Below are 22,863 nucleotides of genomic sequence, written 5' to 3'. Positions count from 1 at the left end.
AGGCAACGATGGAATTAAAAAGATCCGACTTGCATGACTATCAAGATTACTGTGTGGAGTTTGTTGAGAACCATCCGGAGGCAATGCTGATCCTTCAAATGGGCCTCGGAAAAACGATCATCAGTCTTACTGCCATCTGGGACCTGATGTTTGATTCCTTCGATGTTCATAAAACGCTGGTGATTGCACCTCTTCGCGTTGCCCGGGATGTCTGGCCGGAAGAAAAAGACCTCTGGACCCACACAAAGGATTTACAGATGTCGGTCATCATTGGCAGCTGCAAAGAGCGAGTAAGGGCACTTCAAACAGATGCCGATGTTTATGTGATTAACCGGGAAAATGTGAAATGGCTATCTGACTGGTTAGAACGATACAAGATCCCATGGCCCTTTGACTGTGTCGTGGTGGATGAACTTAGCTCATTCAAGAATTACAAGAGCCAGCGCTATAAGGCACTCCGGAAAGCACGTCCCTTTATCAAACGGATCTGGGGCCTTACCGGAACGCCTGCAAGTAATGGGCTTCTGGATCTCTGGGGAGAGGTTGCCATCATTGATCAGGGCAAGCGACTCGGAAGGTTCATCGGAAGATATCGCGAAGCGTTCTTCCGGCCCGGCGGCATGAATCCTTACACCGGAGTGGTCTATAACTATGTGCCGCTGCCCGGTGCAGAGGAAGCAATTTACAAGAAGATCGTTGATATCTCTGTTTCCATGAAAGCAAAAGATTTCCTGCCAGATCTGCCAAAATGCCTGACAGTTAACTATATGGTTGAGATGAACCCAGAAGAAAAGAAACTCTACGAGGAATTGAAGAAAGAGTTGGTTCTTACGATTGATGGGAATGAAGTGGATGCTGCCAATGCGGCGGTTCTTTCCGGGAGACTTCTCGAGATGGCAAACGGAGCTGTCTACAACGAGAATCATGAGGTGATCCGCATCCATGACCGAAAACTGGAAATGCTGTCGGATCTGATCGAAGAAGCAGTCGGGCAGAACGTTCTGATTGCCTATTGGTATCAGCATGATCGTAGTCGAATCATCGAATACCTGAAGGAGAAGGAGATCACGGTACGAGACCTGAAAACCTCGGAGGATGTCGCCGATTGGAATGCAGGGAAGATTCCGGTCGCTCTGATTTCTCCAGCATCTGCCGGACACGGACTCAACCTCCAGCATGGCGGTCATATCCTGATCTGGTTCTCCCTTTGCTGGTCTTTGGAGATGCGGCAGCAAACAGACGCGAGACTCAATCGCCAAGGCCAGACCGAGGTTGTAACCATTCATAACATCGTGACGAAGGATACGATTGATGAGGACGTGCTTAAAGCACTGGAAGATAAGAACTCCACACAGGAGAACCTGATCCGGGCGGTACAGGCTCGTCTGAAATAAGCCAATCAGAGTCAACAACAGAAAATCAATGACAAACATATGCCAATCCGAGGAACGCATCAATTACCCCTGAAGGAGGCTGCATATGAACAAAAATTTTGGTTCCGATCCGTATCAGAATCTTGCCAATGCCATCGTTGCACAGGCAGCAGAAGACTACCTGTCGGCTCTGAAGAGATTGAAGAAGAATCCAAGAAACAGGACGGCGATGGATGAAGCCATGCAGATGGAGAAGTTCTTCCATTCCGGCTGGTACGAAATTCTGACTGATGTTGATCCAGATTATCTGATCCGTAAGCTGAGAGAGAAGGTGGCAGAATGACACCAAAGGCATACTCAATCAGGCATACCGGTTGGAGCAGCGAATCCGGCTGCATCAGGAAGAACTGGAGAATTTAAGGATGCTGGCTTCTTCTGTTGGAAGTCCCGGATTCGAGGAGCATTACAATCCCAACCGTCCAGACGATGCACCATTCGTAAAAACGCTGGATCGCATCTGGGAGAAGGAGAAGAAAGTGAATGAAGAGCTTTGTCTTCTCCTGCAGCTGAAAGACGAGATCCAGTCTGTGATCGATCAGGTCGACAACATGGATGAGCGGCTGATTCTCACGTACCGGTATCTCAAGAACTATACCTGGATGCGGATCGGCGATGAGCTTGCTGCCGATGAGCGTACCATCCGCAGATGGCACAGCAGAGCACTATCCCATGTGAAGGTACCAAAAAATCCTACGATGATCTAAATGCGCCGAAAATGTCCGCAAATGTCCGGGTGCCGTATGTGATATGGTATAGTCAGCGAAGAAGATAGGATGAAGCCTCGAAGGATCAAACCTCCGGGGCTTTTTACGTGGGAGAAATCAGGAGCGGAGGTGACGGACATGCCATACAAACCGAAGGTTCCCTGCAGACATCCCGGCTGCCCGAACCTCGTGCCAGCCGGACAGAAGTATTGTGAGGAACATAAAGCCTTGCATCCGGAGGAAAAACGATCGGCAGCAGCTCGTGGATACAATGCAAGGTGGAGAAGAGAGAGCAAGAAATTCCTGCAGCTCCATCCTCTTTGTGAGGAGTGCCTGAAGGAAGGAAAAGCTACGCCTGCAACGGTTGTGGATCATATCATTCCGCATCGAGGAGACCCAGAGCTTTTCTGGGACCGATCAAATTGGCAGGCACTCTGTAAGAAATGCCATGACAGAAAGACACGAACAAGGGATGAGACACCGACGTATCGATATGGTATAAAACGGGGAGGAGGCCGATCCGATGGAGCACAGCCCTGAATCGAATCGACCTCTGGTTATGAATATGTGCGAGATCAAACTTCCAGATCGTTCAGCGGGGACTGAACCTTATCGGAAGGTGGCACGTTGTTACAGTACGATGATCTCGACTTTTTCAATGTATCATTTTACAGAGTGTGTGTCATCATATTTTTTTTTGTTAAGGGTGGGGGTGGTCATGATCTCTAAAGCATGAGCCACAGGGGACCGCCGCCCCCTCTTGCGTTGATTTTCGCGAAATTCGCACCCCGGGGTCTGCGGGCAGTCCGCTGGATCCCGAAGAAATTACAATACTTTTTGAAACCGCAGGTAAAGCGTGGAAACAAGCGCTTCTTCTGCGGTTTTTTCGTGCGCGGATCTGCGCGTTTGGCCTCGGAATTCCGCCACGGAATACAAAGCCTTAACCGCTCAGACTTTCGAGTACGTTTGGACTTTCGAGTACGCGAGGAGGGCGTGATGGATGAGAATTTTGAAACCACTGACCTCTCGGAATTCATTGATTCCTGCGCGAAGCAGTTCTGCCCGTGGTGCGGCATGCCGATGGGACGCAACCCGATGGGCAGGCCACGGGTGTTCTGCTCAGATCGATGCCGCTGGGCTTACAACAGCTGGCGGCACAGAAAACGAATGAAGGAGAAAGAGAATGGAAACACCAATCTTAAAGAACATACCGGTGAAGGATCTGAAACCGGCATCATACAACCCGAGAAAGAAACTGAAACCGGGAGATAAGGAATACGAGAAGATCAAGAACTCCATTCAGGAATTTGGCTTTGCGGATCCTTTGGTTGTGAATGCTGACATGACGATCATCGGAGGACATCAGAGACTGACTGTTGCGATGGATCTCGGCTACACCGAGGTTCCCTGCGCAGTCGTCGATATCGATAAAACTAGAGAGAAAGCATTGAATATTGCGCTCAACAAGATCACGGGCGAATGGGATGACAACATGCTCGCTGATCTTCTGAAAGATCTTGAGGCATCGGACTTCAACACGGCGCTCACCGGATTTGAGCCTCCGGAGATGGAGCAGCTTTTCAATAAGGTCTGCGATAAAGAGGTGGAAGAAGATAGCTTTGATGTGGATGAGGAACTCAAGAAGCCGACCATGAGTAAGCCCGGCGATATGTGGTTTCTTGGAAAGCACAAAGTCTTCTGTGGTGATTCCACCAATGAAGAGAACTATGTTGCTTTGATGGATGGTCAGAAGGCAAATCTGGTGTTGACCGATCCTCCGTATAACGTAGACGTCGAAGAAACAGCAGGCAAGATCATGAACGACAACATGGCCGAGGAGGACTTCTACAAGTTCCTGCTTGCTGCCTATACCTGCATGCATGACAACCTCGCCGATGACGGTTCCATCTACGTATTCCATGCAGATACGGAGGGACTGAACTTCCGCAGGGCATTTGTGGATGCAGGTTTCTACCTTTCCGGCTGCTGTATCTGGAAAAAGAACGCACTGGTCCTGGGACGCTCTCCCTACCAGTGGCAGCATGAACCGTGCCTATTTGGCTGGAAGAAGGGTGGAAGGCATGAATGGTACTCGGACCGGAAGCAGACCACCATCTGGGAGTACGACCGTCCGAAAGCTTCCAAGGATCATCCGACGATGAAGCCGGTGCAGCTGATGGCGTATCCGATCCGGAACTCTTCGATGACAAACGGAATCGTTCTGGATCCCTTCCTCGGATCCGGATCCACTCTGATCGCCTGCTGCGAAACAGATCGGATTTGCAGAGGCATCGAGTTGGACCCGAAGTATGTCGATGTTATCGTGAAAAGATATATCGAACACGAAGATGGAAAAACGCAAGATGTATATGTGGTGCGTAATGGCCAGAAGCTCACATTTGAAGAGGCTGCTGCGGATGTTGGACAGGACGAAGCCTGATGAAGACCAAAGATTGCCTGCTGGACTCGTCTGTTTCCTTCAATTTTGAGACCTGATTTTTGTTCAGATTTATCTGTCAAATAGAGTTGCTATTCCAGCCCGTCAGAGTGATGTATGTGTTACCGGAATGAACCGGAGCATCGAAAAGGAGGGCAAGAAAATGCTGAGATTTGAAAAAAGTACATCGGAACGAAAAGAGTTGGTGACGCGTTTAGGAGAGCTGACCGGGGAGAAACCGCATTATACAGCAGCACCGCGGATGGCATATGAAATCGGTGACTGGACGGTCGAGCGGGATGGAACCCTCACGGTGGAGGAAGACAAAGCCGATGAAGCGATTCTTCAGACCCTTGATGCAGAAGGCCTGATCCGGTTGCCGAATACGGAAGACGAACCGGAGCAACTGAAAGTAGAGATCGCCTTGCCACTGAAAGGACACAACGGATGTACGCTTCGAAATTTGATTAATCTCATCTATCAGAGAGCAAGCCTGATCAACAAAGCGACTGGCGGGCACTTCTATGTCGACATTGACCTTGTGAATGCACTTAAAGGAGCGGACGACCTAACGCTGGAGAAGGCGCTCGAGATTCTCTCGGATCATCGGGATGAGATGATTGGTATTAAGGTAGAAGATGAGAAGATTTCCTTTACCGGGTTCCCAGAGCTTGCGGATTCTGACACGATCCATGCATACATAGAACTTTCTTCCTTCATGAATAAACAGGCCTTGGAACAGAAGAGAATTTATCCGAAGTATGTCGATGAAGAGAGTGAAAAATATGCTTTCCGCATTTGGCTCGCCCGTCTTGGGATGAATGGAGCAGAGTTCAAGACGACACGAAAAATATTGATGAAGAACCTTTCCGGATACGCTGCCTTTCCGAATGAGGAGGCGGCCAGAAAGTTTTACCAGAGGCAGAAAGCTAAACGTGAAGTAGAAAAGGAAGCACAGGCCGGATCTTCCGTCGAATCCGAAACGAGCAATCCAGAAGGAAAGGAAGCAGAACATGAGATTTCCAAATGATGAGGTACTAAAAAGACTGCGTGAATGTTATCCTGCAGGATCTCGGGTGGAACTTAAGGAACTGTCTATGGTGTCGATGACACGGGATCCTTGCTCGTCCACTGGGATAACGGTTCAGGACTAAGCGTGATCTATGGCGAGGACATCGTGCGGAAGGTGGTGGACTGATATGGATGAGAAGATCAGGCAACAGATTCTTGCGATTCGAGACAGCGGCCTTACGAACATGTTCGACCTGCCCTACGTGCAGCGCCTCGCCTTCGACCGAAACTACTACGATCTGGTGCTCTTTATTGAGGAGCACCGGGACGAATACGTCCGCTTTATTCTCCATGGAGATGTCAGATAAGCACAGGATTTTCGGTACATCTTTGTGCAGGTTATGAGGCTTATTTCCTTGCTATATATCGCCTGCAGAGTGATATATGTACATGCCAAAGGGAAAGGCAAACAAGCACAAAGCAAGGAGGACAAAGCCATGACGAACATTTTTGAAGAAACCTACAACACCATAGCAGAAGCAAAGAAAGCCTACAAGGCAGCCACCTCAGCAGAGGAGAGGGACGCCGCAAGGGATACGGTGAAGGCAGCCGAGGACAGGATCGACGAGCTAGGCGACATTGCCTGGAAGATCTGGAGAGCCTACGAGAAATCAAGGGACAACGAGAACGAGATCCTCGACTTCGACGACATCATCTGGGACCGGGATGTGGAAGCCCTCACCGCCTGCATGAAGGAGAACGGCATCAAGGCCTTCACCTACTCCTGCAGGGCAACGGATGCAATCGAAACCTTATGGCTTTTTAAAGAGGCAGGCTGCACGATCGGCGAGATGGTTGAGGTCAACCTCCGGAAGGACTTTTTCGGCAAAGGCTATGAGAAAGGCCACGCCTTCAAGATGATCCTGAATTAAGGGAATTGGGAGGGCCCTGAAGAGGGGCCTTCCAATTCTGGAACACGGAAAGGAGACGAAGGCCATGACAAGACAGAAAAAGGAAATCCTGAAGAAGATTGACGAAATCGAAACATTTATTGCCGTCGATGATGAGCTTGGATGCGGAATGGCGCCTCCCGGTGCTTACGATTCTCTGTACGAGGAAGAGAACCGGCTCTGGGAAGAACTAGCGCACTTAAGCCATTACCCGGATGCCATATCGATGCAGATGGATCCGAGAGGCATCGCCGGAGCGGAGGTGCCATTCAAGTAAAAAGAATCGGGAACGGAGCCCTTATGAAAGGTCCTGTTCCTCGTACAAATACACACAATTTCTTCCGCTGATCTTTGTCACATATATGCGTTGGTTCTCCTTGCTTTATATCCGGCGCAGAGTGATATATGTACATGCCAAAGGAAAAGGGCACTTGAAAGAAAACGGAGGAAAAAGACCATGTGGAAAAAAGGAAGCATCAAAATTAAAAGCCAGATATTCACCTACAGCGCGAAGGTCTACGGGCATCCGAGCGAGGACTACGGAATCGATGGCGGCAAGATCAGCAAGCTTGAGATTCGCTTCGGAGGCATCCCGGTTGCAAGATACGACAGAGGCTGGGACATCGAGCCGGAGACAGAAAACGCGCAGCTTGCGCTTCTTATCATCCTGTACGATCTAAACTGACAAGAAGGCGCTGAACAGAAAGCAAGAAAGTCAAATCCGGGAGGAGAGCCAAGCGGCTCTTTCTCTCGTTCATATACACCACATGGGACAGGATCGCTTCGGCGGTCCTTTTTTGATGGACAGAAAGGAGGTGTTCCCTATGGCAACCAGAGGAAGAAAGCCAACTCCAACCGCAATCAAGGAGCTGGAAGGAAATCCCGGGAAAAGAAAACTGAATGAGAATGAGCCAAAGCCAGAGCGGAAAGCACCTGCCTGTCCGAAGTGGCTCGATAAGGATGCCAGAAAGGAATGGCACAGGCTGGCAAAGAAGATGGAAGCCATCGGTGTCCTCACCGAAGTCGATATGGCTGCCTTTGCCGCGTACTGCCAGTCCTATGCGAGATGGAAGGAAGCCGAGGAGTTCATCACCGAGCACGGCACTCTTGTCCGGACACCTTCTGGCTACTGGCAGCAGGTCCCGCAGGTCTCCATCGCGCAGACCTACATGAAGCAGATGGGTAAGTTCGCGACCGAGTTCGGTCTGACTCCGGCATCAAGGTCAAGGTTGATCGCGGATACCGGGAAGACAACGCCGGGAGATGAGATGGAGGAACTCTTGGGAGGTGATCCTTAATGGAGGAGAAACCCAAGGAAATGCCAAAGCTGACCGATTATCAGCCGACAAAGTTTATGCTTCCAACGTCCCACTATGATGCGGCGAAAGCGGACCGGGCGGTGAAGTTCATTGAGATGCTCCGCCATACCAAAGGCAAATGGGCCGGAAAACGTTTCTGGCTTCTGCCTTGGCAGGAGAAAATTATCCGGGATCTCTTTGGAATCGTAAAGCCCGACGGAAACCGGCAGTTCCGGACAGCCTATATCGAGATTGGCAAGAAGAATGGAAAGTCAGAGCTTGCCGCCGCAGTTGCCCTGTACCTGCTGTATGCGGACAACGAACCATCCGCAGAAGTCTATGGCGCTGCCGCGGATCGTCAGCAGGCATCGATCGTTTTTGATGTCGCCCACCAGATGGTGAACATGACACCGGCGCTTTTAAAGCGCTCCAAGATCATGGCGGCCAGCAAGCGAATTGTAAATTACAGTAACGCCGGATTCTACCAGGTGCTTTCTGCAGAGGTGGGAACAAAACATGGACTGAATGTTTCTGGTCTTGTGCTAGACGAGGTTCATGCGCAACCGACACGAAAGTTGTATGACGTTCTAACCCAAGGCTCCGGTGATGCGAGAGAGCAGCCGCTATATTTCCTGATTACTACCGCCGGAACCGATAAGAATTCGATCTGCTACGAGCTGCACCAGAAGGCAAAAGACATCCTCTCTGGGCAGCGTGTGGATCATACGTTTTATCCAGTCGTCTACGGATTGGAAGAAGATGAGGATTGGCACGATGAGAAGAACTGGTACAAAGCAAATCCAAGTCTCGGGCAGACGATTGACATTGAACGTGTCCGGGAGCATTACCACGAGGCAATGGAAAATCCGGCGGAGGAGGCGGTGTTTAAGCAGCTCCGACTGAACATGTGGGTATCTTCAACGACCGCCTTCATTCCGGAGCAGGTTTTTGATCAGGGCAATGAGCCGATTGATCTGGACAGTCTCCGGGGAAGGGAATGTTACGGTGGACTCGATCTTTCGAGCACCGGCGACATCACAGCTCTGGTTCTGATGTTCCCGCCGAGAGATGAAACGGAGAAGTACATCTGCCTGCCATTCTTCTGGGTTCCGGAGGACACCATCCCGATCCGGGTACGAAGGGCTTCGGTTCCCTACGACGTCTGGGTGAAGCAGGGATATATGAAGGCGACGGAAGGAAATGTGATCGACTACAACTTCATCGAGAAGTTCATCCTGGATCTCTACAAGATCTACAACATCAAGGAAATCGCGGTTGACCGATGGAATGCGACTCAGCTCATCATCAATCTTCAGGATGACGGCTTGACGATGGTGCCCTTTGGACAGGGCTTCAAAGATATGTCCGCCCCGACCAAGGAGTTCTACAAGCTGATGATGGAAGGAAAGATCATCCACGGTGGTAATCCGGTCCTTCGGTGGATGGCCCTGAACGTGGTAGTAGATCGGGATGCTGCCGATAACATCAAACCGACGAAGGCGAAATCACCGGAAAAGATCGACGGTATCGTTGCATCGATTATGGCGCTGGATCGCTGTATCCGGCAGGAACAAGCAGAGAGTGTTTACGACAGCCGAGGGCTGATCACATTTTGATGGAGGAAGGATCGATGGGATTTAAGGATTTATTTCATAGAAGGAAGGCAAGAGCGGATCCAAAGGATGCAACATCCGGCAGTGTCTACCGCGCTTACTATGGGCACACCTCATCTGGCAAAACCGTGACAGAGCGAAGCTCCATGCAGGTGACTGCTGTGTATGCCTGTGTCCGGGTGCTGGCAGAGGCCGTGGCAAGCCTGCCCTTACACCTCTACAAAGAGGAGGATGGCAGCAAGGTAAAGGCAACGGATCATCCGTTGTACTTTCTTCTTCACAGTGAGCCGAATGAGGAGATGACGGCCTATACCTTCTGGGAGACGCTCCTCACACACCTTCTCCTGTGGGGTAATGCTTATGTACAGATTATCCGGAATGGAAAGGGCGAGATCACCGCGCTGTATCCTCTGATGCCAAACCGCATGACGGTGGACCGGGATGAGAACGGACACATCTATTATCAGTACCTCTGGTCCAAGGGATCCGATGCACCGACGATGAAAGAGACGATCGTCAAGCTCTCTCCCCATGAGGTGATGCAGATCCCGGGCCTTGGCTTTGACGGCCTTGTGGGTTACAGCCCGATTGCGATGGCAAAGAACAGCATTGGTCTTTCGATGGCCTGTGAGGAATATGGCTCTAAGTTCTTTGAGAACGGTGCAGCGCCATCCGGCGTCCTCGAGCATCCGGGTGTCCTGAAGGATCCGGAGAAGGTACGGGATAGCTGGCAGGCAGCCTTTGGCGGCAGCCAGAATGCCGGGAAGGTGGCAGTCCTCGAAGAGGGCATGAAGTATTCGCCGATCTCCATCAATCCGCAGGAGGCGCAGTTTCTGGATACCCGAAAGTTCCAGATCGATGAGATTGCCAGGATCTTCCGGGTGCCGCCGCACATGATTGGAGATCTTGAACATGCGACTTTTTCTAACATTGAGGAACAGTCGCTGGAATTCGTGACGTACAGTCTGCAGCCGTGGCTTGCCAGAATCGAGTCTGCGATCTCAAGGTCGCTTCTTACCCCGGAGGAGAAGAAGATCTACTATGCGCGTTTCAACGTGGATGGTCTTCTTCGCGGCAACTATGAGAGCCGCATGCAGGGATACGCGACTGGCATCAGTAACGGCTTTTTGTGTGTGAACGATGTCCGGCGCTTAGAGAACATGGACCTCGTGCCCGACGAAGAGGGCGGGAACCTGTTTCTTGTAAACGGAACCATGACGCCTCTTCGGAGTGCTGGCGCAGCCTACCAGAGCGGTTCTGGAGGCAGTGATCCTCCGGAGCAGGATGAGCCCGATGAAGAACCTGAGGAAGATACCGAAAACAAAAAGCCCCTAAGAAGGGGAAGGAGGAACGTATGAACAAGTTTTGGAAGTGGGTGCGGAACAAGGCACCGGATGGAGAAGATCCGGATCTTGCCGCACGCACGCTGTTTTTAAACGGAACCATTGCTTCGGAGAGTTGGTTTGACGATGACGTCACGCCAGCTCTTTTTAAGTCTGACCTTGATTCCGGGAAAGGACCGATCACGGTCTGGATCAACTCTCCGGGCGGTGATGTCTGGGCGGCGGCACAGATCTACAACATGCTCTTATCTTATTCCGGGAAGGTCACCGTGAAGATCGACGGCCTTGCAGCATCAGCGGCATCGGTCATTGCGATGGCAGGAGATGAGGTTCTTGTCTCTCCGGTCTCCATGCTGATGATCCACAATCCGTCCACGATGGCAATGGGGGATAAGGATGATCTTGCGCAGGCCATCTCGATGCTCGATTCCGTGAAGGATTCGATCCTGAATGCCTACGTCAAGAAGACCGGGCTCTCCAAGAACAAGCTCAGTAAGCTTATGGACGATGAGACCTGGATGGATGCGAACAAGGCAGTGGAGCTTCATTTTGCAGACCGTGTGATGGAGCGTCCGGATCTCTATCGCAGGGAGCAGGAAGAGAAACCGGAAGAGGACGATCCAGCCAAGGAGAATCCGGAGGAATCTGAAGAGAAAACCGAGCAAGCACCAGATGGTCCCAAGAAGAACAAAGATCTGCTTGCCGCAGGCTTTCTTTATTCCAGTCGTCAAATGGCGGCTGCCTTCACCAACAAGGTGAAGGAACACTACAAAGTTAGAAACAAGGCATCGGAAGCACCGATCGCTAAGGATACTGCAGACAAGGGCCGGAGCGTGGATGCTCTGATGGATCGCCTGAATCTGCTGCACAAAGTGATGTGAGGAGGAGAACACAATGAACGTACAGGATTTGATTGCAAAGAGAGCAAGAGCGTGGGAGGCAGCAAAAGCCTTCCTCGAAGCACACAGGGGAGAGAACGGCGTCCTTTCTGCCGCAGATGGAGAAACGTATGACCGTATGGAAAAGGAGATCACGGATCTCACCAAGGAGATCGATCGCCTGAACCGTCAGGCTGCCATCGAGGCACAGCTGAGTCAGCCGACTTCTTCTCCTCTTTCCAACATGCCTTCCGCAGGCAGTGATAAGCCGAAGAAGCAGGGACGCGCTTCCGATCAGTATGCCAAGGATATGCTGACCGCCATGCGCACGAACTTCCATCAGGTTTCCGACATCCTGCAGGAGGGTGTGGATGCCGATGGCGGATACCTCGTTCCGGAGGAGTGGGACAACCGCCTCATCGATGTCCTGAATGAAGAGAACATCATGCGGGGCCTTGCAACCCACATCACCACTTCCGGCGAGCATAAGATCAACATCGCGGGAGCCAAGCCGACCGCGGCATGGATCGAAGAGGGTGGCGCGCTTCAGTTCACAGACGCGAAGTTTGGACAGAAGATTATGGACGCCCATAAGCTCCATGTGGCGGTGAAGGTTACCGAGGAGCTTCTGTATGACTCCATGTTTGACCTTGCAAGCTACATCACCACTCAGTTTGGAATCGCCATTGCCAATGCCGAGGAGGATGCTTTCCTGAACGGCGATGGGAAGGGGAAGCCCACCGGTCTCTTTGATGAGACCAATGGCGGCACGGTCGCAAAGACCCTCACCGGCACCAAGCTTGGCACCGATGATGTGCTGGATCTGGTCTACGCCCTGAAGCGTCCGTACCGGAAGAAGGCATCGTTCATCATGAACGACCAGACCCTTGCAGCTCTCCGGAAGCTTAAGGACAACAACGGCGCCTACATCTGGCAGCCGTCCTATCAGGCAGGGGAGCCGGACAGACTTCTTGGCTATGCGGTTCACACCAGCGCCTTTGCACCGGAGCTTGCTGCCGGGAAGCCTGTGATGGCCTTTGGTGACTACAGCTACTACAACATCGGCGATCGCGGCAGTCGTTCCATGCAGGAGCTTCGTGAGCTCTTTGCGGGAAACGGCATGATCGGGTATGTTGCCAAGGAGCGTGTCGATGGCCTTCTGGTTCTTCCGGAGGCCGTGCAGATCATGAAGGCTGGCGGTACGGATGCGAAGCCTTGATAAAAGGAGGTTGTAAGTCATGCTGACACTGGATGAGGTGAAACAGTATTTAAGGGTGGATAGCTCCGAAGAGGACGCGCTGATTGAGGGTCTCATAAAGACCGCTGACTCACTCGTCCGGGATGTCGGCAGGATGAGTCAGCCTGACATTCCGGATGCTTCAAAACCTGTGATGATGGCTGCGGAGCTTTATACGGTTGCTTATCTTTACGAGCACAGGGAGGAGGCAGACCATCACGGTCTGATCCTCACCCTCCGTGCTCTTTTGTTTGGAATCAGGGAGGAGAGGTTCTGATGCGGATTGCAGACTTAAATCTCCGGATTACTTTCCAGAAGCTTTCTGTGATAACGGATAAATACGGCAACCACACGAATGCCTACAAGGATTACTTTTCCTGCTATGCGACAGCATCCGGCTCCGGAAATGAGGTCACGGAGGCTGGCGTTACCACACCGAAGGAGACGATCGACTTTACCGTTCGTTGGTGCAGGGTACTGGATCCGGTCACATCGGACGGATGGAGGATCACGGCAGGAAACAAGACCTACAACATCCTCTACGTAAACCTGATGGGAAACCACAGGAAGTGCATGAAATTCCACTGTGAAAGGATGCGCAAATGAATGAGAAGATCAAGCCGGAGCAGCTCTCTGATGCCATCATGGAAGGACTCGAGGAATATAAAAACCTCTCTACAGATTCCATGAAGGAGGCTGTGGAGAAGACGGCAAAAGATGTAAAGAAAGAGATCCAGAGCAAAGCCCCTGTGAGAACCGGAAAGTATAAGAAGTCCTGGAAGGTGACAAAGACCGATGAGAACGCCGAGAAGCTCGTGATGACTGTCCATGCCGGGAGGTATCAGCTGACCCATCTTCTGGAACATGGCCATGCCAAGCGTGGCGGAGGCAGAGTCGCGGCAATCCCGCACATCTCTGTTGCGGAAGCGGACGGGGTAAAAGAACTCGAGGATGAGATCACAGACGCTTTAGAGAAGGGAGGAGGTTCATGACCTACGATGAGATCGTAACGATGCTTGAGGAAGCAAATCTTCCTCTCGCTTATGACCACTTTGCCGAGGGCGAGTCTCCCGATCCGCCTTTTCTTATTTTCTTAAGTCCATCGGAGGAGATATTTGGCGCGGATAACATTTCCTATGCCGCTTTCCCGGAGATCAATGTCGAGCTTTACACCGACAAAAAAGATCCGGAGTTAGAAGGACGGATTGAGGATATCTTCAGACGGCATGATGTCTATTACTTGAAGTCCGGGAACTGGATCGAATCCGAGAGATTTTTTGAAACACTTTATCAGATCACACCTTAAGGAGGCATATCTATGGGTAACAGAAACAAGGTGAGGTACGGCCTGAAAAACGTCCACTACGCCCTGCTTTCTTCCTCGGAAGACGGGACGGTTAGTTACGGCAAGCCTAAGGCATGGCCCGGTGCCGTGTCGATCAAGTTCTCGGCACAGGGAAGCCAGGAACCGTTCTACGCAGATGACATCAAGTATTACGTGACAAGTTCCAACACCGGCTACAACGGCGATCTGGAAACAGCCCTTGTCCCGGAGGATTTCAAGACAGATGTCCTCGGCGAGATCAAGGACGCAAACGGCGTGTTCGTGGAGAATGCGGACGCACAGCCTGTTCCCTTCGCCCTGCTCTTTGAGTTTGTCGGCGATGCCAGAGCCATCCGCCATGTGCTTTATAACTGCACGGCAAGCCGTCCGGATATCGAAGCGCAGACCAAGGAGGATAAGATATCCGTCAAGACCGAGAGCCTTACGATCGACGCATCCTCGATCTACAACAAGGACCTCGACGCAAACATCGTAAAGGCTGACACATCCTCCGAGACGGACGAAGCCACCTACAAGAGCTGGTATGATTCCGTCCACCTCCCGGCGAAGAAGGCTGCAAGCGGCTCTACTGCTTCAGGAGGGACGAGTAGCACTTCCAGCACTTCAACATCAGGAAAGTAAGGGGTAAACCATGAGAAAAGAAATCGAAATGACTCTGGAGGACGGCAGCATAAAGCCGTTCTCCTTTGAAGCAAACGGTGCGACCGCTATTCTCTACCGGATGGTATTCCATGAGGATCTGATGGTTACGATGAACAATCTCTCTAGTGCAAACCTTGATACCTTAGTCGGTGCGAAGCTCGCCTACATCATGCATGCGCAGGCAGAAAGCACGCCCACCTCTCAGCTTTCTCTCGATGACTTCATCCACTGGGCGGCAGGCTTCGACGGCATGAGCCTGATCGAGGAACTTGATTCCTTCGTGGCAGTCTACCTCGGAAACCGCATGGCTACGACAGAACCAAAAAAAGAGGACGCCCAACTGACCGGGAAGTAAACACAGCGGTCTATCTACTCCGCTGTAAGCAGTTGGGCTTTACCATCTCAGAACTTTCTCTGATCGAGGAAGGCATGGTATTTGATGTACTTTCTGAATCTGATAACGATGAGAACGGCGACTACTGCGAGGTGGCGACACAGGAGGATATGGATAACTGGTAAATAGCGTCGCGAACTGCTGTTCCGATTGTTACTAAACCTTTTTTCTGTTAGCATAAAAGAAAACAACAATAGCGATGACCACCATAATGTTGATAAATCACAAGAGAATCCTTCGTAGTGTTTGGCAAAGAAGTTTCTACCTCAGATGGATCTGGCTTTAGCTTGAAGAAATGACTTTTTGTTCAGGACGTGGTCGAAAGCTTGATTTTCTATAAGGAGGAAACATGATAAAAAGACTTAAAAATCTCGCAATAGTAATGCTTTCAGCAATGCTAATGATCGGATTGGTTGCTTGTGGAGAAAAAAAGGAAGCCGTTGATTATGGAAATGCAAAGTGTTTTGAAACGGCGTTAAATAATGGTGAGGATCTGACTGGTAAAATTGTACAGTTTAAGGTTTCGGAAGTAGAACCAAATTCTGCATTTGGTTATAACATAATGGCTGGAGAACATTTGAATTTTATTTCCAGCAAAAATCCCAATGTCAAAGCTGGTAATACTACAACAGTAAAAGTCAGTAAAATACAGAGTACACTTGGCTCTTGGCTTATTTCATATAAATTTGTAAATGCGGAAATTACTAAAAAGACTATAACTTCTGTAGAAGCGAAAAAAGATAAAGACACAGATACAGAAGATAAAGAAAAAAACGATGGGAAAACAACGGATAAAGAAAAAACGGAAGACAAATCTGCTTCGACGGACTTCGTTGCCGATTATGCGGATGCCGCTAGTTTCGAAGCTGAATTAAATAATGGAGCAGATTTAACAGGAAAGACAGTTTCAATAAAAGTAGATAAATTGGATCCTTCTTCTGCGTATGGATATGATATTTGGGCTGGAGAACATTTGAATTTTGTATCAAGCACAAATCCCAATGTTTCAGAGGGTGATGTTATTAATGTCAAAGCAACATCCATTAAGAACATTGCTGATTCATGGATTATTCAATACCAAATGGTTCAATAAGTTGTGCTTACAACCTAATCAAGCCTTAGGTGGAGAGCAACTTCTTCGATCTATCTATTAAATAATGCTACCATATTAGCGATTGATTATTTTACATGCATCTGAAGCAGGCACCCGTTTTTTGATCCGTAGTTTATGATTTTTATAACTATGGTTTAGGTCAGTTTACAAGGAACTACACGCAGACCGTGAAACGGGCTGCTGACAACAAACGGCGCTATGCTCCCGGCTGGGTGCATAGCACCTGTTTGTTGCGGGGGTTTCCAAAGGGGGCAGCGCCCCATTTGGCACACGACTTTGCGGAGCAAAGTGTAGTGTGTTATACGCTCTGTCGGCGTTGCCCTGAAAATACCGTTGCCGCCGGGGAGGGCAAGGGCATTTGACGCGGCAGGAAAGCAGGGCTTTGTTTGGGGCTGGTAAGCCGGAAACAAAGGGCTGATTTCAGCAGCAGACAGGGCGTATTATGAAAGCCCCCGTCCCTCGTCCTCCGCCCCCGGCCTATGGGACAAAAAGTCCCAAAGCTCTGGACACCGTGACCAGATGTGTGGCCACACTCCGGGAAAAGTAGCAGGACGGCAGGAAACCGTCAAGGCTGAAATGAATGGGCTGACGCCCGGCCTTGACCGTTCCCCGCCGCCCCGCTGGATGGGTGGACAAGGTGGCCAATCCCTAAAAGTGTTTGGCCGCACTCGTTCATTTTGGGGCCTTTCTTCTCCCAAAATTGAAATGGGCGGGAAAGCCCTAAAATGGCTTTCCCGCCTTGATTACCCATTAGCAAAGACGGGCGAGACTGTCAACGGCGGCGCTGAAAGCGCCGTTCATCTTGACCGTTGACTGGCTCGCCTGGCTTTGCTACTGCCCGTAAGAGATGGAAAAACAAGATGGAAAACAAGGTTAAAAATGGTTGACAAGTCTATCGGATGTGTGTTATACTGTGCGACAATTTGAGATTGGAAGGAGGCTTACGTGTGTTAATTTGTGTACGCTAATAAGCAATAAAAAGTAGAAGTACCTTTCCACATGATGGTGGGCTTTTTTTGCGTGCGTATGCAAAGGAACACGTAGGTTTGACACGAGCAGTCTTTGAACTGTATCGTGGTGTTTTTTCGTGCTTTGTTGTTATGCAGGCGTCTGCCCTCTCTGTGGGACAACGCCTGCTTTTTATTGCAGAAACAAAGGAACAATGCAATAAAAAAGGAGGTTCGCATTATGACCCAAAACAACAATTCATGGAGAAAAACTTATTTTACACTTCTTGCCGGACAAGCAATATCCTTTATTAGCAGCGGTATTTTGCAAATGGCCATTATCTTTTATTTGGTTGCGAAAACTAATTCTGCAATCATATTGACGGCGGCAACACTGATTGGATTTTTGCCGCAAGCCTGTTTAGGCCCGTTTGCAGGTGCTTTTGTTGACCGGCACAGCCGTAAAAGCGTAATGATTGGTGCGGATTTGATAATTGCCGCCGCTGGCGGTATTCTGGCGCTGGTGGCGTTTTACATGGAATTGCCCGTATGGTCTATTATGGTTGTCCTGTTAATCCGAAGTGCGGGAACTGCTTTTCATTCTCCAGCATTCAGCGCAGCAACACCTATGATTGTGCCAAAAGAGGAACTTACAAAATGCGCTGGTTACACGCAGACCATGCAAGCAGTAAGTGCGATTATCAGTCCAGCTGCCGCAGCGTTTTTATATGCTGTTTGGCCTCTTAATGCAATTATATTGTTAGATATTGTGGGTGCAATCCTTGCCTGTGTGACTGTTGCGATTTCGTCCATACCAACGCCTGAACTATGTCCAGAAACGAAAAGACAACAGTTTTTACAGGATATGAAAGAGGGGTATGTGGTATTAAAGCAAAACAGGGGCCTCTTTGCTCTGCTCTGGATTGGTGTAATTTATATGTTCTTTTATATGCCAATCAGTACGCTTTTTCCTCTCATCTGTATGTCATACTTCAAAGGAACACCGGCCCATGCCTCTGCCGCTGAAATTGCTTTTGCGGTTGGTATGCTGCTTGGCGGAGTCATTCTGAGCATTTGGGGCGGTTTTAAGAAACGGCGGTACACCATCGGTCTTTCCGTTCTCCTGATGGGCGTTAGCAATATGCTCTCCGGGCTTTTGCCGCCAGACGCATTTCTTGTCTTTGTTGTGTGCTGTACTGTTATGGGAATTTCCGCTCCATTTTACGGTGTGCAAAATGCGATTTTTCAAGAAACGGTCAAACCAGAATATCTGGGGAGAGTTTTTTCTCTACTGACAAGCGCCGCTTCCCTCGCCATGCCGTTTGGCCTTGTCATTTCCGGGCCTCTGGCGGAGCGGCTGGGAGTTGAGAAATGGTTTGTCATTTGCGGAATTGGCATTATCATCGTTGCGCTTGCCGTATTTTTACTACCCGGTTTGAGAGAGATTGACAATACGCAATAATCAACTGCACCTTTTTCTATTACTAAACAAAATGCCTGGATGGTGGTTCTGAAAAACCAGAACCGCCGTTCAGGCATTTTTTATCTTCGTCCTCTCTGCGGTTTTGGATTCTTCAGCAAGTCGGATTTTTCCGCAATCTTTTTCAGCCACTTCCGTTCTTCTACTGACAGCTTCCTAAAATTCAGCTTGAGCCGTTTGCAGATAAACGCCAAGTACGCTTGTTCCGTGTCGCTGTCCTGGCTGACGATTTCACCAGCAGTTTCCAGCATTTCTTTTAGCGGGTTATCCTCTGGGACGCTGAAAAAATCGTCCTTGTGTGTTTCCCGCAGAGCAAGGGCAATCCCGTTTATGTCCCGTTGTATCACATAGCGGCAAAACTCGTCCTCATCAATATGGGCGGTGATAAGCTGTCTTAACTGCGTATCACTCATGCCAGGATTATGCTTTTTTATAACAGTTGCGCTCATCGTGTCCACTATGGCGTTTGCACCCTGCGCCTGTTTCAGTGCCGTTCCGTTCACATAGATTTCAAGGTCAGCCATCAGCCGGGGGAAATCCGGGTGCGCCGCCAGCTCACACAGCAGGGTATTGTCTATCCTCCCGCTTTTCAGCAGGTCAATCATTTCATCACTCAAACGCAGGTCTGCAAGATCGGCGTTTGGGTGATTTTTCATTTCAGACAGCCCCAGCAGATAATCAGCGGTCACACCGTAAAACTTCGCCAGCCGGATAAGGGCATAGTGGCTGATGTCCTTGAAGTCTTCCGTTTCGTAACTGCCCAGCGCAGACTTGGAAAGCCCGGTCTGCTCCGCAAGCTGCCCCAGCGTCAAGCCACGCTCCACACGTAGGTCTTTTAATCGCTCTTGTATGGATAAAGACATATTCACCCTCCTTGCCAGCTCAACGAAAGAGAAGCCGTTATGCTATGTACTATGCTCATAGCATAACGGCATAGGCATTTACAGTTTTATTTTACCATTTGCAGATAGTGTAACAATAAAAAGCGCAAAATGATCTAGCATAAATTTTAGGTGCAAAACCATGCGCCTATGAATTCAAATTCGTATAAACATAGCGGTTCTATCACCGGAACACTACCCCATCGTAGTGCTCCGGTTTTTTGATGCCATTTTTCAGAAAGGAGGACAGCGATGGCTGACCGTATAAAAGGAATCACAGTAGAGATCGGCGGCGATACAACAAAGCTGTCCGATGCCTTAAAGAATGTAAACAAGTCCATCCGCCAGACGCAGGATCAGCTTAGGGATGTAAACAAGCTCTTAAAGCTTGATCCCGGCAACGCTGACCTTCTCGTCCAGAAGCAGAAGTATCTCTCTGAAGCGATCTCCGACACAAAAGAGAAACTCAAGGAAGAACAGGATGCCTTAAAACAGCTGCAGCAAGGGCCGCAGGCTGAGGAGACCATCAAGCAGCAAGAAGCCCTGACCCGTGAGATCGAGAACACCAAGCAGTCTCTTGAGAAGCTGAAATCTGAGTTCAAGGATGTCGGATCTGTGGCAGGTGTCCAGCTCCAGCAGGCCGGGCAAAAGATGAAGGACGTCGGTGACAAGATCACAGGTGTCGGCACTTCACTTTCCACCCATGTGACCGCTCCGATTGCCGCTGTCGGCGCGGCCTCTCTTGCCGCTTTTAAGGAAGTGGATGAGGGAGCTGATATCGTAACGCAAAAGACCGGAGCAAGCGGCAAGGCATTAAAGGAAATGCAGGATGCGGCAAACGATATCGCGACATCCATTCCTACCGACTTTGCTACGGCAGGTTCCGCGATCGGCGAAGTAAATACCAGATTCGGCCTTACCGGGGAGAAACTTAAGAATCTCTCCCAGCAGTTTGTAGAGTTTGCTTCTTTAAATGACACGGACGTATCGACCTCCATCGATAACGTCTCCTCGGTACTTAACGCCTTCGGAATGGATGCCTCCGAGGCGGGCGGTATGCTTGATGTCTTAAACTCTGTCGGTCAGGCTACCGGTCTTTCGATGGATACTCTCTCGCAGGATCTCTCGCAGAACGCCGCACAACTCCAGTCAATGGGGCTTAACGCCACTCAGTCTGCCCAGTTTCTCGGGAATGTCGAGATGTCCGGACTGGATGTAGGAGTCGCGATGGCAGGTATGAAGAAAGCCATGAAGGAAGCCGCGGGGAACGGGCAGACCCTTGACCAGGCCTTAAAAGACTTCTCGAATACCATGCACTCGAACAAGAGCGATACAGAGAAGCTTCAGGCCGCCTACGATCTGTTCGGATCCAAGGCCGGCGCTTCCATCTACAACGCCATGCAAACCGGAAAGCTCTCCCTTGACGGTTTCTCCTCCGATATGAGTTCCTTCTCCGAAAACGTATCAAAGACATTCGATGATACCCTAGACCCGATTGATAAGTTCCAGACCACGCTTAATCAGCTTAAAATTACGGGAGCTGAGATCGGAAACTCCCTCTCCGCTGTCCTTGCTCCGATGCTTCAGCAGGCGGCAGCCGCCTTAAAGCAGTTCGCAGGCTTCTGGGAAAAGCTGCCTGCGCCAATGCAGCAGTTTATCATAAAGGCAGCCCTTGTTGCTGCAGCCGTAGGGCCTGTCCTGGTAGGCATTGGCAAAGTGACAAGCTCGATCGGCACGATTACCTCAGGCATTGGTAAGGTCATGACGCATCTCGGAGGACTCTCCGGCGCAATGACAGCATTCAGCTCTGTGGGCTTACTTCCGATGATCGGCATCATCGCCGCCGTAGTTGCTGCCGTGGTGGCTGTCATTGCGATCATAAAGAACTGGGGAGCAATATCCAACTGGTTTAAGGGAGTCTGGGAAGGCGTCTGTAACGGCGTAAAGGCGGTAGGAACAGACCTCGGAAACTTCTTCACCGGGCTCTGGAATGGAATAAAGACTGTGACAACCACAGCGTGGAACGGAATAAAGACCGGCGTATCGACTGTCTGGAACGGCATGAAAACAGGCGCATCCAGCGTATTCAACGGGATAAAGACAAATATCTCGAATGCATGGAATACTGTAAAGACCAATACTACTACGGCATGGAGCGCGATAAAGTCAAGCGTTGCCCAGCACGGAGGCGGCATCAAGGGTGTGATCAGCACGGCGATGGAAGGCTACAAGTCCATCTGGAAAGCGGGCTTTGATGTAATGAATCAGGTAACCGGAGGAAGGCTGGGCATTATTCTCTCCGCTATTCAGGGCAAGATGTCAGGAGTAAAATCTGCTTTTTCAGGGGCTATGGATCACGCAAAGTCCGTGGTAAGCGGAGGACTTGATCGGATCAAGAACTTCTTTGCCGGATGCCATCTGAGTTTTCCGAAGATCAAGCTCCCGCATTTTTCCATCAGCGGACAGCTCTCACTTAAGCCGCCTTCCGTTCCCCATCTCTCTGTCAGCTGGTATAAAAAAGCTATGGACGAGCCTTATATCCTCCAAAGTCCTACAATCTTCGGAGCAGCCGGAGGAAGTCTCTTAGGCGGCGGTGAAGCCGGTGAGGAAGCAATCGTGGGAACGGACCGTCTCTCGTCCCTTGTGACGAACGCTGTCCTCGCTGCTGGCGGAGGCAGCGCTCAGACCATCGTAATCCCCGTCTATATCGGGCAGGAACGCATTGACGAGCTGGTGGTGAAGGCCACCCAAAGGACAAACTACAGGTCGGGGGGCAGATGATGTTAAAGAAGGATTTTCCAATCTACTTTGATGATACGAAGCTCTTCTGGCCAGTGAAATGGGACGAGAGCTACGAGGTCGTGGAAAGCAAGAATACCACAGAGGCGGGAACGGATCAGATCATCGTGACAAGATACGATAAGCTGACTGTCTCTGCCTCTTTTCAGTGTTCTGACAAGTGGGCGGCTGCCTTTGCCGCCTTTCGCGATAAAGATAGCATCGCGGTAAGGCTCTATGACTTAAAGACACAGGACTACAAAACAAGGACGATGCGGATTAGAAACTTTAAGACCGGACCGGAAAAAAACAGTGAAAAGCTGTCCGTGACGAACGGACTCTATACCGTGAGTTTTGACCTGCTGGAATTTTAAGGAA

29 protein-coding genes are annotated in these 22,863 nt (G+C 50.2%); 28 read left to right on the top strand and 1 reads right to left on the bottom strand.

All coding sequences use genetic code 11. The features are described from left to right. Positions 1-8: 8 nt before the first annotated feature. From ACTQ3A_RS09825 to ACTQ3A_RS09700, 26 genes are all read left to right on the top strand, one after another. Positions 9-1,394, top strand: coding sequence for an SNF2-related protein (locus ACTQ3A_RS09825; RefSeq protein WP_441494724.1), 1,386 nt, complete (start codon positions 9-11; stop codon positions 1,392-1,394). An 85-nt stretch (positions 1,395-1,479) separates the two neighbouring features. Then, positions 1,480-1,716, top strand: coding sequence for a hypothetical protein (locus ACTQ3A_RS09820; protein ID WP_441494723.1), 237 nt, complete (start codon positions 1,480-1,482; stop codon positions 1,714-1,716). Between the two features lie 31 nt (positions 1,717-1,747). Then, the gene (locus ACTQ3A_RS09815) at positions 1,748-2,137 is read left to right on the top strand and encodes a sigma factor-like helix-turn-helix DNA-binding protein (protein ID WP_441494722.1); all 390 of its coding nucleotides are present in this window, start codon (positions 1,748-1,750) and stop codon (positions 2,135-2,137) included. Positions 2,138-2,275: 138 nt separating this feature from the next. After that, the gene (locus ACTQ3A_RS09810) at positions 2,276-2,677 is read left to right on the top strand and encodes an HNH endonuclease (RefSeq protein ID WP_441494721.1); all 402 of its coding nucleotides are present in this window, start codon (positions 2,276-2,278) and stop codon (positions 2,675-2,677) included. Positions 2,678-2,974: 297 nt separating this feature from the next. Further along, entirely contained in the window at positions 2,975-3,409 is a 435-nt protein-coding gene (locus ACTQ3A_RS09805; protein ID WP_441495307.1) for a hypothetical protein, read from the top strand. Further along, positions 3,321-4,577: a site-specific DNA-methyltransferase gene (locus ACTQ3A_RS09800; protein WP_441494719.1), complete on the top strand. Its 1,257-nt coding sequence runs from the start codon at positions 3,321-3,323 to the stop codon at positions 4,575-4,577. The genes ACTQ3A_RS09805 and ACTQ3A_RS09800 overlap by 89 nt, the downstream gene beginning before the upstream one ends. A 160-nt stretch (positions 4,578-4,737) precedes the next feature. Next, the gene (locus ACTQ3A_RS09795) at positions 4,738-5,604 is read left to right on the top strand and encodes a hypothetical protein (protein ID WP_441494718.1); all 867 of its coding nucleotides are present in this window, start codon (positions 4,738-4,740) and stop codon (positions 5,602-5,604) included. A 90-nt stretch (positions 5,605-5,694) separates the two neighbouring features. Further along, a complete protein-coding gene (locus ACTQ3A_RS09790) occupies positions 5,695-5,772 on the top strand; it encodes a DUF4314 domain-containing protein (protein ID WP_441494744.1) in 78 nt (25 codons plus the stop codon). Position 5,773: 1 nt separating this feature from the next. Beyond that, complete coding sequence (locus ACTQ3A_RS09785; RefSeq protein ID WP_441494717.1) at positions 5,774-5,953, top strand: DUF5049 domain-containing protein; 180 nt, start codon at positions 5,774-5,776, stop codon at positions 5,951-5,953. Positions 5,954-6,082: 129 nt separating this feature from the next. Beyond that, positions 6,083-6,517: a DUF7698 family protein gene (locus ACTQ3A_RS09780; protein WP_441494716.1), complete on the top strand. Its 435-nt coding sequence runs from the start codon at positions 6,083-6,085 to the stop codon at positions 6,515-6,517. Positions 6,518-6,581: 64 nt separating this feature from the next. Beyond that, positions 6,582-6,812: a hypothetical protein gene (locus ACTQ3A_RS09775; protein WP_441100587.1), complete on the top strand. Its 231-nt coding sequence runs from the start codon at positions 6,582-6,584 to the stop codon at positions 6,810-6,812. Positions 6,813-6,992: 180 nt separating this feature from the next. Beyond that, positions 6,993-7,220 (top strand): DUF7678 domain-containing protein, encoded by a 228-nt coding sequence (locus ACTQ3A_RS09770; protein ID WP_441100588.1) that lies wholly within the window; start codon positions 6,993-6,995, stop codon positions 7,218-7,220. A gap of 139 nt (positions 7,221-7,359) precedes the next feature. Continuing rightward, the gene (locus tag ACTQ3A_RS09765; RefSeq protein WP_441494715.1) at positions 7,360-7,833 is read left to right on the top strand and encodes a phage terminase small subunit P27 family; all 474 of its coding nucleotides are present in this window, start codon (positions 7,360-7,362) and stop codon (positions 7,831-7,833) included. Positions 7,834-7,853: 20 nt separating this feature from the next. Further along, entirely contained in the window at positions 7,854-9,449 is a 1,596-nt protein-coding gene (locus ACTQ3A_RS09760) for a terminase large subunit (protein WP_441494743.1), read from the top strand. A 14-nt stretch (positions 9,450-9,463) separates the two neighbouring features. Further along, positions 9,464-10,804, top strand: a complete 1,341-nt coding sequence (locus ACTQ3A_RS09755) for a phage portal protein (protein ID WP_441494714.1) — start codon at positions 9,464-9,466, stop codon at positions 10,802-10,804. After that, positions 10,801-11,670, top strand: a complete 870-nt coding sequence (locus ACTQ3A_RS09750; RefSeq protein WP_441494713.1) for a head maturation protease, ClpP-related — start codon at positions 10,801-10,803, stop codon at positions 11,668-11,670. Before ACTQ3A_RS09755 ends, ACTQ3A_RS09750 begins: the two co-directional genes overlap by 4 nt. Before the next feature lie 13 nt (positions 11,671-11,683). Continuing rightward, positions 11,684-12,886, top strand: coding sequence for a phage major capsid protein (locus ACTQ3A_RS09745; RefSeq protein WP_441494712.1), 1,203 nt, complete (start codon positions 11,684-11,686; stop codon positions 12,884-12,886). A 19-nt stretch (positions 12,887-12,905) separates the two neighbouring features. Next, positions 12,906-13,181 carry a head-tail connector protein gene (locus tag ACTQ3A_RS09740; RefSeq protein WP_441474585.1) on the top strand — a complete coding sequence of 92 codons (276 nt, stop codon included), beginning with the start codon at positions 12,906-12,908 and terminating at the stop codon, positions 13,179-13,181. Then, positions 13,181-13,510, top strand: a complete 330-nt coding sequence (locus ACTQ3A_RS09735) for a phage head closure protein (protein ID WP_441494711.1) — start codon at positions 13,181-13,183, stop codon at positions 13,508-13,510. Before ACTQ3A_RS09740 ends, ACTQ3A_RS09735 begins: the two co-directional genes overlap by 1 nt. Then, positions 13,507-13,896, top strand: a complete 390-nt coding sequence (locus ACTQ3A_RS09730; RefSeq protein ID WP_441494710.1) for an HK97 gp10 family phage protein — start codon at positions 13,507-13,509, stop codon at positions 13,894-13,896. The genes ACTQ3A_RS09735 and ACTQ3A_RS09730 overlap by 4 nt, the downstream gene beginning before the upstream one ends. Beyond that, on the top strand, positions 13,893-14,210 hold the full coding sequence (locus ACTQ3A_RS09725; protein WP_441494709.1) for a hypothetical protein: 318 nt from the start codon (positions 13,893-13,895) through the stop codon (positions 14,208-14,210). Before ACTQ3A_RS09730 ends, ACTQ3A_RS09725 begins: the two co-directional genes overlap by 4 nt. Before the next feature lie 12 nt (positions 14,211-14,222). Beyond that, positions 14,223-14,870, top strand: coding sequence for a major tail protein (locus ACTQ3A_RS09720; RefSeq protein WP_441494708.1), 648 nt, complete (start codon positions 14,223-14,225; stop codon positions 14,868-14,870). Positions 14,871-14,880: 10 nt separating this feature from the next. Next, positions 14,881-15,246, top strand: a complete 366-nt coding sequence (locus ACTQ3A_RS09715; RefSeq protein ID WP_441494707.1) for a hypothetical protein — start codon at positions 14,881-14,883, stop codon at positions 15,244-15,246. 32 nt (positions 15,247-15,278) lie between these two features. Next, a complete protein-coding gene (locus ACTQ3A_RS09710; protein ID WP_441495306.1) occupies positions 15,279-15,410 on the top strand; it encodes a hypothetical protein in 132 nt (43 codons plus the stop codon). Between the two features lie 224 nt (positions 15,411-15,634). Then, on the top strand, positions 15,635-16,378 hold the full coding sequence (locus ACTQ3A_RS09705) for a hypothetical protein (RefSeq protein ID WP_441494706.1): 744 nt from the start codon (positions 15,635-15,637) through the stop codon (positions 16,376-16,378). Positions 16,379-17,587: 1,209 nt separating this feature from the next. After that, positions 17,588-18,808, top strand: a complete 1,221-nt coding sequence (locus tag ACTQ3A_RS09700) for an MFS transporter (RefSeq protein ID WP_002584949.1) — start codon at positions 17,588-17,590, stop codon at positions 18,806-18,808. An 80-nt stretch (positions 18,809-18,888) separates the two neighbouring features. Here ACTQ3A_RS09700 and ACTQ3A_RS09695 read toward each other — a convergent pair whose 3' ends face one another. Further along, positions 18,889-19,689 (bottom strand): helix-turn-helix domain-containing protein, encoded by an 801-nt coding sequence (locus ACTQ3A_RS09695; RefSeq protein ID WP_002575858.1) that lies wholly within the window; start codon positions 19,687-19,689, stop codon positions 18,889-18,891. Positions 19,690-19,959: 270 nt separating this feature from the next. Here ACTQ3A_RS09695 and ACTQ3A_RS09690 point away from each other — a divergent pair, with 270 nt between their 5' ends. Both ACTQ3A_RS09690 and ACTQ3A_RS09685 read left to right on the top strand, forming a co-directional pair. Then, entirely contained in the window at positions 19,960-22,488 is a 2,529-nt protein-coding gene (locus tag ACTQ3A_RS09690; RefSeq protein WP_441494705.1) for a phage tail tape measure protein, read from the top strand. After that, positions 22,488-22,859 (top strand): hypothetical protein, encoded by a 372-nt coding sequence (locus ACTQ3A_RS09685; protein WP_441495305.1) that lies wholly within the window; start codon positions 22,488-22,490, stop codon positions 22,857-22,859. Before ACTQ3A_RS09690 ends, ACTQ3A_RS09685 begins: the two co-directional genes overlap by 1 nt. The last annotated feature ends 4 nt before the right edge of the window (positions 22,860-22,863 follow it).

It is taken from the genome of Bilifractor sp. LCP21S3_F8 (assembly GCF_052117805.1).
In the GTDB taxonomy this organism is placed as follows: domain Bacteria; phylum Bacillota; class Clostridia; order Lachnospirales; family Lachnospiraceae; genus Bilifractor.
This window is presented reverse-complemented; position numbering and strand designations above follow the sequence as displayed.